Origin of the sequence: Streptomyces sp. CGMCC 4.7035, from assembly GCF_031583065.1 — a bacterium.
Lineage (GTDB): Bacteria > Actinomycetota > Actinomycetes > Streptomycetales > Streptomycetaceae > Streptomyces > Streptomyces yaanensis.
In genome coordinates, this window is record NZ_CP134053.1 from 7,584,028 (window position 1) to 7,599,709 (window position 15,682).

The 15,682-nt window shown below is 71.2% G+C and carries 13 protein-coding genes; 6 read left to right on the top strand and 7 right to left on the bottom strand.

The window, feature by feature from the left end; genetic code table 11:
- Positions 1–97 precede the first annotated feature (97 nt).
- From Q2K21_RS33325 to Q2K21_RS33335, 3 genes are all read left to right on the top strand, one after another.
- Positions 98–889, top strand: a complete 792-nt coding sequence (locus tag Q2K21_RS33325; protein WP_310779038.1) for an ABC transporter ATP-binding protein — start codon at positions 98–100, stop codon at positions 887–889.
- Positions 886–2,499, top strand: a complete 1,614-nt coding sequence (locus tag Q2K21_RS33330) for a transporter (protein ID WP_310779041.1) — start codon at positions 886–888, stop codon at positions 2,497–2,499. The genes Q2K21_RS33325 and Q2K21_RS33330 overlap by 4 nt, the downstream gene beginning before the upstream one ends.
- 188 nt (positions 2,500–2,687) lie before the next feature.
- Positions 2,688–4,079, top strand: coding sequence for a PAS domain-containing protein (locus tag Q2K21_RS33335; RefSeq protein WP_310779043.1), 1,392 nt, complete (start codon positions 2,688–2,690; stop codon positions 4,077–4,079).
- Positions 4,080–4,327: 248 nt separating this feature from the next.
- Here Q2K21_RS33335 and Q2K21_RS33340 read toward each other — a convergent pair whose 3' ends face one another.
- On the bottom strand, positions 4,328–5,116 hold the full coding sequence (locus Q2K21_RS33340; RefSeq protein ID WP_310779046.1) for an SIS domain-containing protein: 789 nt from the start codon (positions 5,114–5,116) through the stop codon (positions 4,328–4,330).
- 287 nt (positions 5,117–5,403) lie between these two features.
- Here Q2K21_RS33340 and Q2K21_RS33345 point away from each other — a divergent pair, with 287 nt between their 5' ends.
- Together Q2K21_RS33345 and Q2K21_RS33350 are read left to right on the top strand one after the other, a co-directional pair.
- Positions 5,404–6,096, top strand: coding sequence for a metal-dependent transcriptional regulator (locus tag Q2K21_RS33345; protein ID WP_310779049.1), 693 nt, complete (start codon positions 5,404–5,406; stop codon positions 6,094–6,096).
- 606 nt (positions 6,097–6,702) lie between these two features.
- Positions 6,703–7,563, top strand: coding sequence for an alpha/beta fold hydrolase (locus Q2K21_RS33350; protein WP_310779051.1), 861 nt, complete (start codon positions 6,703–6,705; stop codon positions 7,561–7,563).
- Between the two features lie 364 nt (positions 7,564–7,927).
- Here Q2K21_RS33350 and pdxH read toward each other — a convergent pair whose 3' ends face one another.
- Complete coding sequence (gene pdxH / locus Q2K21_RS33355; protein WP_310781370.1) at positions 7,928–8,566, bottom strand: pyridoxamine 5'-phosphate oxidase; 639 nt, start codon at positions 8,564–8,566, stop codon at positions 7,928–7,930.
- 468 nt (positions 8,567–9,034) lie between these two features.
- Here pdxH and Q2K21_RS33360 point away from each other — a divergent pair, with 468 nt between their 5' ends.
- A complete protein-coding gene (locus Q2K21_RS33360) occupies positions 9,035–10,135 on the top strand; it encodes a citrate synthase 2 (RefSeq protein ID WP_310779054.1) in 1,101 nt (366 codons plus the stop codon).
- Positions 10,136–10,277: 142 nt separating this feature from the next.
- Here Q2K21_RS33360 and Q2K21_RS33365 read toward each other — a convergent pair whose 3' ends face one another.
- The 5 genes from Q2K21_RS33365 to Q2K21_RS33385 all read right to left on the bottom strand — a co-directional run bounded on the left by Q2K21_RS33365 (position 10,278) and on the right by Q2K21_RS33385 (position 15,627).
- Complete coding sequence (locus tag Q2K21_RS33365; protein ID WP_310781371.1) at positions 10,278–11,294, bottom strand: isopenicillin N synthase family dioxygenase; 1,017 nt, start codon at positions 11,292–11,294, stop codon at positions 10,278–10,280.
- A 248-nt stretch (positions 11,295–11,542) separates the two neighbouring features.
- Entirely contained in the window at positions 11,543–12,139 is a 597-nt protein-coding gene (locus Q2K21_RS33370; protein ID WP_310779057.1) for a TetR/AcrR family transcriptional regulator, read from the bottom strand.
- 7 nt (positions 12,140–12,146) lie between these two features.
- Positions 12,147–12,884 (bottom strand): enoyl-CoA hydratase family protein, encoded by a 738-nt coding sequence (locus Q2K21_RS33375; RefSeq protein WP_310779060.1) that lies wholly within the window; start codon positions 12,882–12,884, stop codon positions 12,147–12,149.
- Positions 12,881–14,446: a 4-coumarate--CoA ligase family protein gene (locus tag Q2K21_RS33380; protein ID WP_310779063.1), complete on the bottom strand. Its 1,566-nt coding sequence runs from the start codon at positions 14,444–14,446 to the stop codon at positions 12,881–12,883. The genes Q2K21_RS33375 and Q2K21_RS33380 overlap by 4 nt, the downstream gene beginning before the upstream one ends.
- Before the next feature lie 47 nt (positions 14,447–14,493).
- Positions 14,494–15,627, bottom strand: coding sequence for an acyl-CoA dehydrogenase family protein (locus Q2K21_RS33385; RefSeq protein WP_310779066.1), 1,134 nt, complete (start codon positions 15,625–15,627; stop codon positions 14,494–14,496).
- Positions 15,628–15,682: the final 55 nt, after the last annotated feature.

Below are 15,682 nucleotides of genomic sequence, written 5' to 3' on the forward strand. Positions count from 1 at the left end.
CGGTTGTTCGTGGTTGCTCGCGCCCGCGCGGCGGAGCCGCATGATGTCAGCGCCCCGCGCCCCTTTCGGGGCGCTCCCCGCGCCGTAGGGTTCTCACATGACCGAAGGTGCAGGGGCCGGTCTGCCGGCCGTGCGGGTGCAGGGGCTCTGGAAGCGGTTCGGGGAGCAGGTCGCCGTCGGTGGGATCGATCTGGAGTTGCCCGCCGGACGGTTCATCGGGCTCGTCGGGCCGAACGGGGCCGGGAAGACCACCACCCTGTCCATGGTCACCGGGCTGCTGAGGCCCGACCAGGGCACCGTCGAGGTCGTCGGTCATGACGTGTGGCGTGACCCAGTGCAGGTGAAGGCGCGGATCGGCGTCCTCCCGGAGGGGCTCCGGCTCTTCGAGCGGCTCTCCGGGCGCGAACTCCTCGCGTACACGGGCCGGCTGCGCGGACTGCCCGGAGCCGAGGTCGACAAGCGGGCCACCCAGCTCCTCGACGTCCTCGATCTGGCCGGGGCCCAGCACAAGCTCGTCGTCGACTACTCGACCGGCATGCGCAAGAAGATCGGGCTCGCCGCCGCCCTCCTCCACAACCCCGAAGTCCTCTTCCTCGACGAGCCGTTCGAGGGGGTCGACCCGGTCTCCGCGCAGACCATCCGCGGCGTCCTGGAGCGGTACACCGCCTCCGGCGCCACCGTCGTCTTCTCGTCCCACGTCATGGAACTGGTCGAGTCCCTGTGCGACTGGGTGGCGGTCATGGCCGCGGGGCGCATCCGCGCACACGGTCCGCTCGCCGACGTACGCGGCAGCGCGCCCACCCTCCAGCAGGCTTTCCTGGAACTGGTCGGCGCGCACGGCCGCACCTCCGGCACCGACCTCGACTGGCTCGGCGGCGGTTCCCGATGAAGGAAACCGCCGACACCACCGGCATCACCGGCATCACCGGGGTCGTCGTACGGCTGAAGCTGTCCCTGCTACGCAACGGGCTGCGGCAGTCCGCCGGGCGGCGGGCCGCGTACCTCGCGTCCTGCGTCGTCGTGCTCCTGTTCGCCGCCCTTCAGCTGATCGGCCTGATCGTGCTGCGCGGCAACGCGCACGCCGCCGGCGTCGCGGTGCTGCTGGTAGCGGTCCTGACGCTCGGCTGGGCGGTGATGCCGCTGTTCTTCCCCAGCGGCGACGAGACGCTCGACCCGACCCGCCTGGTGATGCTGCCGCTGCGCCCGGGTCCCCTCGTACGGGCCCTGCTGACGGCGTCCCTGGTCGGCATCGGCCCGCTGTTCACCCTCTGCCTGGTCACCGGTTCGGCGATCTCCGTGGCGCACGGGGCGGCGGCGTACGGCACCGCCGTCGTCGCCGTCGTGCTCGCGCTGCTGGTCTGTGTGGCGTTCGCACGGGCCGTCGCCGCCGCCAACATCCGGCTCCTGACCAGCCGCAAGGGCCGCGACCTCGCCCTCCTGAGCGGACTCGTCGTCGCGATCGGCGCGCAACTCGTCAACTTCGGCGTGCAGCGGCTTGGTTCGGCCGGGCTGGACCGGCTGGACCCGGTGGAGGCCGTCCTGCGCTGGGTGCCACCCGCCTCCGCGATCGGCGCGGTCGACTCCGTGAGCAAGGGGTCCTATGGCATCGCAGCCGCCCAACTGGCACTGAGCGCGGGAGCGTTGGCGGCCCTGCTGACCCTGTGGTCGCGCAGCCTGACCAAGCTGATGACCGCGCCGGACGCGTCCACCCTCCAGACCGCCGAACCCGGCCCCCCGGAGCGCACCTCGACGGGCCTGTCCCGGCTGCTGCCCGCCGGCCGCACCGGCACGGTCATGGAACGCAGCCTGCGCTATGTGTGGCGCGACCCCAAGACCAAGGCGGCGTGGGTGACCTCGCTCGCCATCGGGCTGATCGTGCCGGTCTTCAACGCCCTCCAGGGCACCGGCTCGGTCTACTTCGCCTGCTTCGCGGCCGGCATGCTCGGCATCCAGATGTACAACCAGTTCGGGCAGGACACGTCCGCGTTCTGGCTGGTCGCGCTGACCATCTCGTCCACCCGGGACGCATACGCCGAACTGCGCGGTCGAGCGCTGGCCCTCCTGCTGATCACACTGCCCTACGCCACCCTCGTCACCGTCGTGACGACCGCGCTGCTCGGCGCCTGGCCGAAGCTGCCCGAGGTGCTCGGACTCTCCTTCGCCCTGCTCGGCGCGATGCTGGCCACCGGTGCCTGGTCCTCGGCCCGCTTCCCGTACTCGATCCCGCAGGAGGGCTACAAGAACGTCGCCCCCGGGCAGGCCGGGCTCGCCTGGATCTCCATCCTCGGCGGCATGGTCGCCGCGGCCCTGCTGGCCGCGCCCGTGATCGCGGCGACTATCTGGCTGAACGTCGCCGCGGACGGGGACGAGTGGACCTGGCTGCTGCTGCCCGCGGGCGCCGCGTACGGGGCGCTGATCACCTTCCTCGGCCTCCGCCTGGCGGCACCGCGCACGGCTCAGCGACTGCCGGAGATCCTGGCGGCGGTCAGCAAGGGCTAGGTGTACCGCCCAGGCAGCCAGGTCGGCGAAGGCTGAGTGGGCCAGGAGGGACGGAAATCCCGGGTACAACGATTTCGCCCAATCTTTTGGGAAGCAGATGTGGGCTGCGTCACGTTCGAGTTGAATGATGGCGAGTGAGCGAACGAACGCGCCGTACGTGCGGACGCAGCAGCCTGCAGGGGGTCCAGGTGAGTGCTTCCCGGCGTAGTGGGACCACGGACGAGCTGGGCCCGGGCGAGCCGGAGCGGGACGGTTCGGACCTTCTTGCCGCGCTCCTCGACGGGATGGACGCGGCCCTGTGCGCCTTCGACGCCGATGGGGTCGTGACCCATTGGAACCGGGAGGCCGAGCGGATTCTCGGGTGGTCCGCCGCCGAGGCCGTGGGACGGCGCGGATTCGCCGGCTGGGCCGTGCGGACCGCCGACGCGTCGGAGGTCGAGGCGCGGCTCATGTCCGCGATGGCGGCCCCCGGACGGCAGGTGCACGAGTTCGCGCTGCTCACCAAAGAGGGCGGACGGGTACTCGTACGGACCCAGTCCGCGGCGGTGCGGGGGCCCGACGGCAAGCCGGCCGGGGTCTACTGCGCCTTCAGCGAGGTCCACGCACAGATCGATCTGGAGCGGTCCATCGCGCTGAGCGAGGCGCTGTTCGAGGACGCCAGCTGGGGTGTCGTGCTCGTGGACGCCGATCTGCGGCCGGCCGTCGTCAACGCCCACGCGGCACGGGCGCTCGGCATCGGACGCACGGCCGTGCTCGGGCGGCCCCTCGGGGACCTGCTCTCCCAGGGCGTCGAGGAACTGGAGAGCGCGCTGACCCATGTGCTCGCCGAAGGCGCCCCACCCGCTCCGGCCGAGATGTGGGTGAGCGTACGGACCGCGGAGGGCGAGAAGCGGCGGTGCTGGCGCAGCGGCTTCCTGCGGCTGTCCTCACCGCTCGCGGAAGAACCGGTTCCACTGGGCGTGGGCTGGCTGTTCCAGGACGTCACCGAGGCCAAGCAGGGGGAACAGGAGGCGGCGCTGCTGCGCTTCCGCTCCCACCAGTTGCACCGCGCCGCGCGGGCCGCCGCCGAGTGCGAGGACCCGGGGGAGGCGGCCACCGTCCATCTGGACTTCGCGCTCGCCGGGTTCGCCGACCACGCGCTGATCGACCGGGTGGCGGGCGGTTCGGTGGCGGACGGGGAGGGTCCGGTACGGCTGGTACGGGCCGCCGAGACACCGTCCGGTGCGCCCGGGCCGAGCGTGCTCGCCGGGAAGGCGGGGCTGCCCGTGCGGTACGGCGAAGGGCATCCGGCCCTCCAGTGCGTGGAGCGCGCCGGATCCGTACGCGCCGGCGCGGGCGATGTCGCCCCGGAGCGGGCACGGGAGTGGGCGCTCGCCCGGCAGTGGCCCGCGGACGCGGTGTACGCGCTGTGCACCGTGCTGCGCAGCCGTGGGCGGACGCTGGGGGTGGTGACGTTCCTGCGGGCGGCCGGGCGCAGCCAGTTCGAGCGGGCGGATGCGGTGTACGGGGAGGATGTGGCGGTACGGATCGCTGCCGCGTTGGACTTGGGCGATCAGGTGAAGCCCATGCCGGAGGTGTAGGCACCCAAGGTGGTGTCACCCTCGGTGCGGAGGCGCCCGGCGTCGGGGCGGGCCGGGGTGGGTTTCGCTTACCGGCGCTGGCAGGTTGCCTCCCCCAAGCTCTTCGAGCAGGGGGTACCCCCAGCGCCCACCCGTGCCGCCCTGGGGGTCCCCCCAGGCCCTTAAGGCACTGGGGGAGGCACGACTGCCCGCAGCCAGACGGCTACGACGGCTAGGGCTGCTACGACGGCTAGGGCTGCTACGACCTACTACGCCTGGTGGTAGAAGATCCGGTCCCCGTACTCCCGGAAAACCCGGGCGTTCCACTCGTGGCCGCCGTCCACGTTGCCCGACCTCAGGAGGGGCGGTTCGATGCCTCGGTCCGCGAGGGTCGTCGCGGCCGTGGCCATGACCGCCTGGAGCAGGGCCGTGGTGACGACCGTGGAGGCGGGCGCGAAGGGGGCGGGGATGGCGTCCAGACGGAGTTCCGCGTCACCCACCGCGATCTTCGAGTCGAGGACGATGTCGCAGTGGTCCTTGAGGTACGTACCGGACGCGTGCCGCGATTTCGTCTCCGCCGCGTACGCCACCGACGTCACGCCGATGACCTTGATGCCGAGGGCGCGGGCGTGCACCGCCATCTCCACGGGCAGCGCGTTGCGGCCGGACAGAGAGATGATCACCAGCAGATCACCGGATCGGAGCGGGCTGGTGTCGAGGACCGCGCTCGCCAAGCCGTCGACCCGCTCCAGGGCGGACCCCAGCGTCGCCGGCATGACATCCACGCCGACGGCCCCGGGCACCGCGAGCAGGTTCATCAGGGCGAGGCCGCCCGCGCGGTAGACCAGGTCCTGTGCGGCCAGCGAGGAGTGTCCGGCGCCGAAGGCGAACAGCCGGCCGCCGGAGGCGACGGTGTCCGCGATCAGGGTGCCGGCCGCCGCGATCGTCTCCGCGTCCTCGTCCCGCGCCCGCTGCAGCAGCCCGATCGCCGCGTCGAAGAACCGCCGGGCCGGCTCGCTCCCGCCGTGCGGCTCCCCGTCCTTCGGCTCCTCGCTCATCGGCTACGCCCCTTCGAAGTGTCGGCGCCGACGCCCCATGACGGCCCGTGTCGCGGATCACGTTGCGGTCTGGACCAGTGGGATGTCAATACGGCCTCGCCGAAGTCCGGGGCGTTGATCCACGGGCTGCGCCCGGCGCCGCCCAGTACCCCGTCGCACCGTCTCGTAATCCCTGGTTTCATCGCCGCGCCCCGGTTGTCAGTGGGATGCGTCAGAATTGGTGCAGGGCCAGCGCACAAGCCGGTGAGCCGTGGAGCCTCCGGCAGATCTCTTATCGAGGGGCACGTATGTCCGGACTGATCGACACCACGGAGATGTATCTCCGCACCATCCTCGAGCTGGAAGAGGAAGGCGTGGTCCCGATGCGCGCCCGCATCGCCGAGCGGCTCGACCAGAGCGGTCCGACGGTCAGCCAGACGGTGGCGCGAATGGAGCGCGACGGCCTGGTGTCGGTCGCCGCGGACCGTCATCTGGAGCTGACGGACGAGGGCCGCCGCCTGGCGACCCGCGTGATGCGCAAGCACCGCCTCGCCGAATGCCTGCTGGTCGACGTGATCGGGCTGGAGTGGGAGCAGGTGCACGCCGAGGCGTGTCGCTGGGAACACGTGATGAGCGAGGCGGTCGAGCGCCGCGTCCTGGAGCTGCTGCGCCACCCCACCGAGTCGCCGTACGGGAACCCGATCCCGGGCCTGGAGGAGCTGGGCGAGAAGGACGGCGCGGACCCGTTCCTGGACGAGAGCATGGTGTCGCTGGCCGAGCTGGACCCGGGCGCCGACGGCAAGACGGTCGTCGTACGGCGCATCGGCGAGCCCATCCAGACGGACGCGCAGCTGATGTACACGCTGCGGCGGGCGGGCGTGCAGCCCGGCTCGGTGGTCAGCGTGACGGAGTCCGCGGGCGGCGTCCTGGTCGGCAGCGGCGGCGAGGCGGCCGAGCTGGAGGCGGACATCGCGTCCCACGTCTTCGTGGCCAAGCGCTGAAGCGCGGCGCCGCCACTTCGTGGCCGCGTCGACCCCGGTGACTCAGGGGGCAGTTGTGATGGTTCCGCGGTCCTACTGAAACCAAGATTCAGTGGGCGGAATCGCAGCGCCCGGGCCGTTCGCATGCGAGGCTGTCGCATGAGGCATATGACCTGAGGGCTCTTGGCCGGAATGTGACAGCGATGTCACCTGGCCGGGAAGGGGGCGGGGAGGATGTGCCGTAGAGACGTGGAGAGCCCCGGCGCCCAAGGGCGCCGGGGCCTGTCCTCCCCTGTTCTGACCCGGAGCCCCGAGCTCTCAGGGTCATCCCCCTCGGACCGTTTTTCCCCGAGCGGTCCGCCTCCCGCAGAAGATCTCCCCCCGGAGGCGACGGCCAATCCTCGGGGGAGGTCACTCGAAGGAGGGGTGTTGCCGCCAGAAACAGCGTTTTCGAATAGCCATTCGATAGCGTGGGGATGAAGCAACACTCCGGGCCGGCGGTGACCGGCAACATCCGGCAGGAGCAGCAGGAGCAGCAGCACGACAGCGGCAGTACGACGAGCGCGTGGACCGGCCTACTCGAATGGGAGCGAGCGGTCCGAACGAAGCCAGGGGGGTGCCAGGACGATGGTGCGGCGCATCGACGTGACCGGAGCGGGCGGCTTACGCCTCGCTGCGTGGGAGTTCGCGGATCCCCTCAAGACCGGAGAGGGCGAAGGGGCGGCGAGCGTGCTGTTATTGCACGGACTCATGGGCCGCGCCTCGCACTGGGCGTCCACCGCCCGCTGGCTCTCCGAGCGGCACCGCGCCGTCGCGCTCGACCAGCGCGGCCACGGCCAGAGCGACAAGCCCCCCAAGGGTGAGTACACCCGTGAGGCCTACGTCGACGACGCCGAGGCCGCTCTCGAACAGCTCGGCCTCGCCCCCGCCGTCCTCATCGGCCACGCCATGGGCGCCCTCACCGCCTGGCAGCTCGCCGCCAAGCGCCCCGACCTGGTGCGCGGCCTGATCATCTGCGATATGCGCGCCTCCGCGCTCGGCGCCGCCTCGCAGCGCGAGTGGGAGGACTGGTTCAAGTCCTGGCCCCTCCCCTTCGCCACCCTCGCCGACGTACGGAAGTGGTTCGGCGAGGACGACCCCTGGGTGGAACGCCCCAACCCGGCCCGCGGCGAGTTCTACGCCGAGGTGATGGCCGAGTCCGAGGACGGCTGGCGCCCCGTCTTCGAACCGGAGCAGATGCTGAAATCCCGCCAGACCTGGGTCTACGACGCCCACTGGGAGGAACTGACCCAGGTCCGGTGCCCGGCCCTGGTCGTACGCGGCCTGGACGGCGAACTGGGCCGCGCGGAGGCCCAGGAAATGGTCCGCGTCCTCCCCCACGGCCAGTACGCGGAGGTCGCCGACGCCGGCCACCTCGTCCACTACGACCAGCCGGAGGCGTGGCGCGCGGCGGTCGAACCGTTTCTGGATGGGGTGCTCACGCCATGAAAGCCCTGGTGGGGGCGATTGTGACGGCCCACTGCGATCCGCTGCGACCGCGCTCTCGAAAAACCCGCGAAAAAACTGGTTGATTCGCTTCCGACCGCTTCTTAAGGTGTGGGCTACACGAGAAGGGAGGTGGTTCGGCAGATGTATGAGAACCGGACGCGTGAGGTGACTGCGGGCTAGCGGCTCGCCACCACACCATGTGCGGTGCCGGACCAGCGCTTGACAGAAGCGCGCAGCCGGCCCAATCCCAAGCAGTCACCCGACCCGCGAGCTCGCCGGTACGTCCGGCCGGCTCCCCGCCGTCAGGCGGGGAACCCGAGCTCGCGGGTCGTCTGCGTTTTCGGGTCGATCACGGCCCGACCGCTCAGGGGCTGAGCCGCTCCACCCGCCACGTCCCGTCCGGCTCCGCGACGTAGCGGAGGCGGTCGTGGAGGCGGTTGGTGCGGCCCTGCCAGAATTCGACCGTCCGGGGGGCGATCCGGAAGCCGCCCCAGTTCGGGGGTACCGGGACCTGGCTGCCCTCGGGGTAGCGGGCGCTCAGCTCCTCGTAGGACGCGTCCAGCTCGGCGCGGGAGAGGATGACCGAGGACTGGGCGCTGGCCCAGGCGCCGAGCTGGGAGCCGTGCGGCCGGGTGCGGAAGTAGGCGGCGGTCTCGTCGCGGCCGGTGCGGCGGGCGGTGCCGGTGACGATCACCTGGCGGGCCATGGGGTGCCAGGGGAAGAGCAGGGAGACATGGGGGTTGGCCGCCAGCTCCCGGGCCTTGCGGGAGTCGTAGTTGGTGTAGAAGACGAAGCCCTGTTCGTCGTACTGCTTCATGAGGACCGTGCGTGAGCTGGGGCGTCCCTCGGTGTCCGCCGTGGAGACGATCATGGCGTTCGGCTCGTAGATCATTCCCGCCAGCGAGGCCTGTGCGGCCTGTTTGAACCAGCGGGCGAACTGGTCCATGGGGTGGGGGGCGAGCGACGGCTCGTCGAGTCCCTCGGCGCGGTAGTGCGCGCGCATCGCGGCGGGGTCGGGAGCCAGGTCCTGGACGGGACCTTCGGCCGCGCGTTCGACGATGGGTTCGAGGACGGGCTCCTCGGTGGACTTCGCCGAGGGGTGGGCGGTGGGTTCGGGTGCGGGGTCGTCCTGGTGGCGGTCGGTCACGCCGTCATCTTGCCGTACGCACCTGGGGTGCGGTTCATCACTGCGTGGCACTGAGTGCCGCTTCCTCTCCCCAAAGGTGGCACTCAGAGATATCGTGCTGATGCCGGTCGGGTTGGGTGACCGCCGACCGATCGGGGCATCACCGGAGTGACCGTTTCGGACCGCGAGTTTTCGAGAATCGACCGATTGACGACCGTGGAGCCGGGCGGCAGACCTTCCCGCAGCTGACGTCCGCCACCCCATCCGTCCCACTGGGCCCGTGGACGCGGGCCGACAGGATCCCCACAGACCCCATCCGCCGCACACATCACGAGGAGCCGCCTGATGTCCGACTTCGTACCCGGACTCGAAGGAGTCATCGCGTTCGAGACGGAGATCGCCGAACCGGACAAGGAGGGCGGCGCCCTGAGGTACCGGGGCGTCGACATCGAGGATCTGGTCGGCCATGTCTCGTTCGGCAATGTGTGGGGGCTGCTCGTCGACGGCGCCTTCAATCCCGGTCTGCCGCCCGCCGAGCCGTTCCCCATCCCGGTCCACTCCGGCGACATCCGCGTGGACGTGCAGTCGGCGCTCGCCATGCTCGCGCCGGTGTGGGGCCTGAAACCGCTCCTCGACATCGACGCCGAGCAGGCCCGCGAGGACCTGGCCCGCGCGGCCGTCATGGCACTGTCGTACGTCGCCCAGTCGGCGCGCGGCCAGGGCCTGCCGATGGTGCCGCAGCGCGAGATCGACAAGGCGCACTCCGTGGTGGAGCGGTTCATGATCCGCTGGCGGGGCGAGCCGGACCCGAAGCACGTCGCGGCCGTCGACGCCTACTGGACGTCGGCCGCCGAGCACGGCATGAACGCCTCCACCTTCACGGCCCGGGTCATCGCGTCCACCGGCGCGGACGTGGCGGCCGCGCTGTCCGGTGCCGTGGGTGCGATGTCCGGGCCGCTGCACGGCGGGGCGCCCTCCCGCGTCCTCGGCATGATCGAGGAGATCGAGCGCACCGGTGACGCGGAGGCCTATGTGAAGCGGGCCCTGGACAAGGGTGAGCGGCTGATGGGCTTCGGTCACCGGGTGTACCGGGCGGAGGATCCGCGGGCGCGCGTGCTGCGCCGGACGGCCCGGGAGCTGGGCGCGCCGCGTTTCGAGATCGCGGAGGCGCTGGAGAAGGCGGCTCTGGAGGAGCTGCACAACCGCCGTCCCGACCGCGTCCTGGCGACGAATGTCGAGTTCTGGGCCGCGATCATGCTGGACTTCGCCGAGGTCCCGGCGCACATGTTCACGTCGATGTTCACGTGTGCCCGTACGGCGGGCTGGTCGGCGCACATCCTGGAGCAGAAGCGGACGGGACGGCTCGTGCGGCCGTCTGCGCGTTATATCGGCCCGGGTCCGCGCAGCCCCCAGGAGATCGAGGGGTACGCGGACATCGCCCACTGAAGGGGTGCCTGAGGGGCGCGGGCGGCTGCGGGTCCGTTGCGGCTGGTCGCGCCCCCAAGTTCTCGGCTTCGCTCGAACAGGTGCCCCCATCGCGGCGGAGCCGCATGTCGACAGGGCCCCGCGTCCCTGACGGGCGCTGTCCTTACGCCGGAGTCAGCAAGTTCCCGTGGTGCCGCTCCGCCACCAGCGGGTGCGCCCGCAGCTTGCCCTTCAGTTCGTTGTAGCCGTACTCGGCGAACAAGGGATTCGTCGGGTCGTCGGTGATGCCCGGTGCCGTCGACGCGTGCGGGAACGGCAAGGGCTCCACCCGGGCGTCCAGGCGCGGGTTGTAGAAGAACGGCACGGAGAAGCGCTCGGTGGCGCCGGGCGGGCTGACGACGCGGTGGTTGGTGGCCAGCAGGTAGCCGTTGGTCGCCACCTCCAGCAGCTCGCCCAGGTTGACCACGAACGCTCCCTCCAGTGGCGGCACGTCGTGGAAGAGTCCGTCCTCGCGCTGCACCTGGAGCCCGCCGACCTGGTCCTGGAGCAGCAGGGTCAGGAAGCCGTAGTCCTTGTGCGCGCCGACGCCCTGGTCCGCGCCGTCGTCGGCGCTGCCCGGGTAGCGCACGAGCTTGAGGTGCGGGTGGGCATGGTCGCCGAAGATCGGGTCGTAGAAGTCGGCGGGGGCGCCGATGGCGGTGAGCAGCTCGTGCAGCAGCCGCTGGGCGACGCCGCCGAGCCGGTCGATCCAGGCCAGTGCGGCGGTGCGCAGCTCGGGAAGGGCGGCGGGCCACTGGTTGGGGCCCTCCAGCCACCAGTAGGCGGGCTCGCCCGGGCCCGGGGTGCGGGCCGGTCTCTCGGCGCCTATGTCGAGCTGGTCGCGCCAGTCGCGGGCGCCGCCGGTGCGTTCGTCGCCGGTGCGGGTGTAGCCGCGGAAGTGGGGCGAGTTCACGTTGTCGAGGGCGAGCCGGTCGGCTTCGGGGAGCGCGAAGAACGCGTGCATGGCGCCGAGCAGCGCGTCGGTCTCGGCTCGGGTGATGCCGTGCCCGATGAGCTGGAAGAAGCCCACGTCGTGGGCGGCGCTGTGGAGCTGGGCGTGCAGCAGTGCCCGCGCCTGGGGGCCGCGGTCGGCCGCGGAGAGGTCGATGATCGGGAGCTGTTCGTACGACAGGTGCGTCATGGGATGCGTCCGCAGGGGTGTACGGGGCACGGGCGCACCGCCGAGGGTGGGGCGGAGCCCTGGTGCCGCGGGGAAGGAAAAGAAGGAAGAAGAGGGGGCTGGGTCAGGCAGAACGCCGACAGCCCATGCTCGTGACGCGCACGTAGTCCACGTGTCGGCGTCGAACGAGCATCGGAAGCATGCGCCAAGGATACTGCGGGGCGGGGGCGCCCGATGCGCGTGTGGGCGGGTTCACAGCCGGGCGGGGCTCAGCCCAGCGCGTCCTCCAGCAGCGCCGCCCACTGTGTCACGACCCGCTCGCGGCGGCCCGCGTCGTCGGTGAGCAGGTTGGCGAGGCCGAGGCCGCGGGCCATGTCGAGCAGGCCCTGGACGGTTTCGCGGACGCCCGGGCGGGATTCGTCGGCGCCGAGCAGGTCGACGGCGATGCGGTGGGTCTCGCGGCCGACGCGGGCCTCCAGTTCGGTGACGCGCGGGCGCAGTTGGTCCTCGTTGGAGGCGGCGACCCACAGGTGCAGGGCCGCGCGGAACAGCGGCCCGGTGTACAGGTCGACGAGGGCGGCGACGACGGCGCGGCGATCGGCGGCGCCCTGCGGGAACAGGGCCCGTATCGCGGTGGAGCGCTCTTCGGCGACGTATTCGACGGCCGCCGTGAACAGGTCCTCGCGGGTCGGGAAGTGGTGCTGGGCGGCGCCCCGGGAGACGCCGGCGCGTTCGGCGACGACCAGGACCGTGGAGCCCGCCCAGCCGTGTTCGGCGAGGCAGGCCACGGCGGCTTCCAGGAGCCGCTGCCGGGTGGCCCGGCTGCGGTCCTGCTTGGGGACACGTTCGGCAGTGCTCACACCCATACCGCGCTCACCACACCCATGCGGGATCCCGTCGTTCGAGGAAGGCCGTCATCCCCTCGCGGGCCTGCGGGGAGGAGAACAGCCGGGCCGAGAGCGCGGTCAGGTCGGCCGCGTCCCGGTCGAAGATCTCCAGCACATTAGCCGTGAGCAGTTGTTTGGTCTCGGCCAGGCCCTGGGGTGAGGCCCGGCGCAGTCCGTCGAGGACGGGTGCGAGCACCTCGTCGACGTCGTCGCCGGCCGTCGTGAGCAGCCCGGTGCGTACGGCCTCGGTGGCGTCGAAGCGTTCGCCGGTGAGGTAGTAGCGGGCGAGGACGCGGGGATCCGTGCGTGGCAGCAGGGTCAGCGAGATGACGGCGGGTGCGACACCGATGCGTACTTCTGTGAAGGCGAAGGTGGCGTCGGTGGAGGCGGCCGCGATGTCGCAGGCGCCCAGCAGGCCGAGGCCGCCCGCCCGTACGTGCCCGGTGACCCGGGCGACGACCGGTTTGCGCAGCTCGACGATCTGCCGCAGCAGCCCGACCAGTGCCGCGGGGTCCGGAGGGTCGCGCAGGTCGGCGCCCGCGCAGAAGGTGTTCCCGGTGTGGGTGAGGACGACGGCGCGTGTGCCGGGGTCCTTGCCGCAGCGGGTCAGCGCCTCGGCCAGGGCGTCGGCGAGTGCGGCCGACAGGGCGTTGCGGTTGCCGGGCGAGTCGAGGGTGAGGGTGGTGATGCCGCGGTCGCCCGCGGTGCGTACGAGTTCGGTCACGTGCGCTCCCTGAGCTGCCGGCGGAGGATCTTCCCGGAGACGGCCCGTGGCACCCTGTCGATGAAGGTGACGTTCCGGACGCGTTTGTAGGGGGCGACACGTTCGGCGACGTACATCATGACCTCTCCTTCGGAGAGGTCGTCCGCGTCCGGCTGGCGTACTACAAAGGCGTGCGGGATCTCGTTGTTGTCGTCGTTGTAGACGCCGATGACGGCGGCGTCCGCGATCTTCGGGTGGGTGAGCAGGAGGGCCTCCAGTTCGGCGGGGGCCACCTGGAAGCCCTTGTACTTGATGAGTTCCTTGACGCGGTCGACGACGAACAGCCAGCCGTCGGCGTCGACGTGGCCGATGTCCCCGGTGTGCAGCCAGCCGTCGCTGTCGATCATCGCGTCGGTCGCCTCGGGGCGCCCCAGGTAGCCCTTCATCACCTGGGGGCCGCGGATGGCGATCTCGCCGGTCTCGCCGACGCCGAGGTCCATGTCGGGGTCGTCGAGGGAGAGGATCCGCATCTCGGTTCCGGGGACGAGCTTGCCGACGGTGCCGGGGGGCGCGTCGAGGGCGTCCAGGGGCACGACGTGTGTGCACGGGGACAGTTCCGTCATGCCGTATCCCTGGCCGATGGGCGGCAGGCCGAGGCGCTCGGCGCAGGCCACCGCCAGCCTGGCGTCCAGGGGTGCCGCGGCGCTGATGATGTACTTCAGGGAGGACAGGTCGTACTGCGCGACGGCCGGGTGCTTGGCGAGGGCCAGCACGAGCGGCGGGGCCACGTACAGGCCGGTGATGCGGTGGGTCTGGATGGCCTCCAGGAAGGTGTCCAGATCGAAACGCGGCAGCACCACGACGGTGGCCCCCTGCCTCAGGGGTGCGTTCATGAGAGCCGTCATGCCGTAGATGTGGAAGAAGGGCAGCACCGCGAGGATGCGCTCGCCCGGGCCCGTTCCCATGAGCGGCCGGATCTGTGCGAGGTTGGTGGCGATCTGCCGGTGGGTGAGCATCACACCCTTGGGGATGCCCGTGGTCCCCGACGAGTACGGGAGGGCCGCTATGTCCTCCGCCGGGTCGATGTCGACCTGGGGTTCGGGCGCGCCGGTGGCCAGCATGTCGACGAGGGACCGGTGGCCGGACGCGGTGTCGCAGACGAAGATCTCCCGTACGCCGCCCGCCTTTTCGGCGGCGGTGCGGGCCGTCTCCAACAGCGGTGACACGGTGACGATCCAGCGGGCGGCCGAGTCGCGCAGCTGCTTGGCGAACTCCTCCGCCGTGGCGAGCGGGTGCACGGTCGTGACCGACGCCCCCGCGCGCGTGGCGGCGTAGAAGGCGGTCGGGAAGGCGATGGTGTTGGGGCTGTGCAGGGCGAGGACGTCGCCCTTGCGTACACCCGCGTCGGCGAAGGCGGCGGCCAGTCGCCGGTGGAACCGGTCGAGCTGCTCGTACGTGAGGGTGGTGCCGTCCACGCCGTCGATCAGGGCGGGCAGCTCACCGAACTCGGCGGCCCGGCCCAGGACCGCGTCGTGGATGGGGAGTTCGATGGCCGGGACGTCTGCGTACTGGCTTCGGAACACGGTTCCTCCTCGTACGACTCTGTACGGCTGCGGGGCGGCTGCCGGGGCTAGTACGACTTCGGCAGGCCCAGGGTCTGGTGCGAGACGTAGTTGAGAATCATCTCCCGACTCACCGGTGCGATACGAGACACGCGCGCGGCCGTGATGAGTGAGGCGAGCCCGAACTCGCGCGTGAGTCCGTTGCCGCCGAGGGTGTGCACGGCTTGGTCGACGGCCTTCACGCAGGCTTCCCCGGCCGCGTACTTGGCCATGTTGGCGGCCTCCCCGGCGGCGACGTCGTCTCCGGAGTCGTACAGGAACGCGGCCTTCTGCATCATCAGGCGGGCCAGTTCGAGGTCGATGTGCGCCTGCGCGAGGGGGTGGGCGATCGCCTGGTGGGCGCCGATGGGCTGCTTCCAGACGGCGCGGTCGCGCGCGTACTCGACGGCGCGGGAGAGCGCGTAGCGGCCCATGCCGATCGCGAAGGCGGCGGTCATGACGCGCTCGGGGTTGAGGCCGGCGAACAGTTGGAGCAGTCCCGCGTCCTCGTCGCCGACGAGCGCGTCGGCGGGCAGCCGCACGTCGTCGAGCGTCAGCTCGAACTGCTTCTCCGCGGCGGACAGTTCCATGTCGATCTGCCGCCGCCCGAAGCCGGGCGCGTCCCGGGGGACGATGAACAGGCAGGGCTTGAGCCTTCCGGTACGTGCGTCTTCGGTGCGTCCGACGATCAGGGTCGCGTCGGCGATGTCGACGCCGGAGATGAACACCTTGCGGCCGGTGAGGATCCAGTCGTCGCCGTCGCGGCGGGCGGTGGTGGTGATGCGGTGGGAGTTGGAGCCGGCGTCGGGTTCGGTGATGCCGAAGGCCATGATCCGGGTGCCGTCGGCCAGGCCTGGCAGCCATTGTTCCTTTTGGGCGATGGTGCCGAAGCGGGCTATGACCGTGCCGCAGATCGCCGGGGAGACGACCAGCATGAGGAGGGGGCAACCGGCTGCACCCAGCTCTTCGAGGACGAGGGAGAGCTCCGCTATGCCGCCGCCTCCGCCACCGTATGCCTCCGGCAGGTTGACGCCGAGGTAGCCGAGCTTGGCTGCCTCGGACCAGAGTGCGGCGGGGTCGTGGTCGCGGCCGTGGCGGGTGCCGAGGGCGGCTACGGCCGAGCGGAGGGCTTTTTGTTCGTCGGATTCGATGACGGGGCTCATTGTCGTCTCCCGGGTGCGGGTCCGTCGTGGTTGATCGCGCTCACGCGGCAGAGCC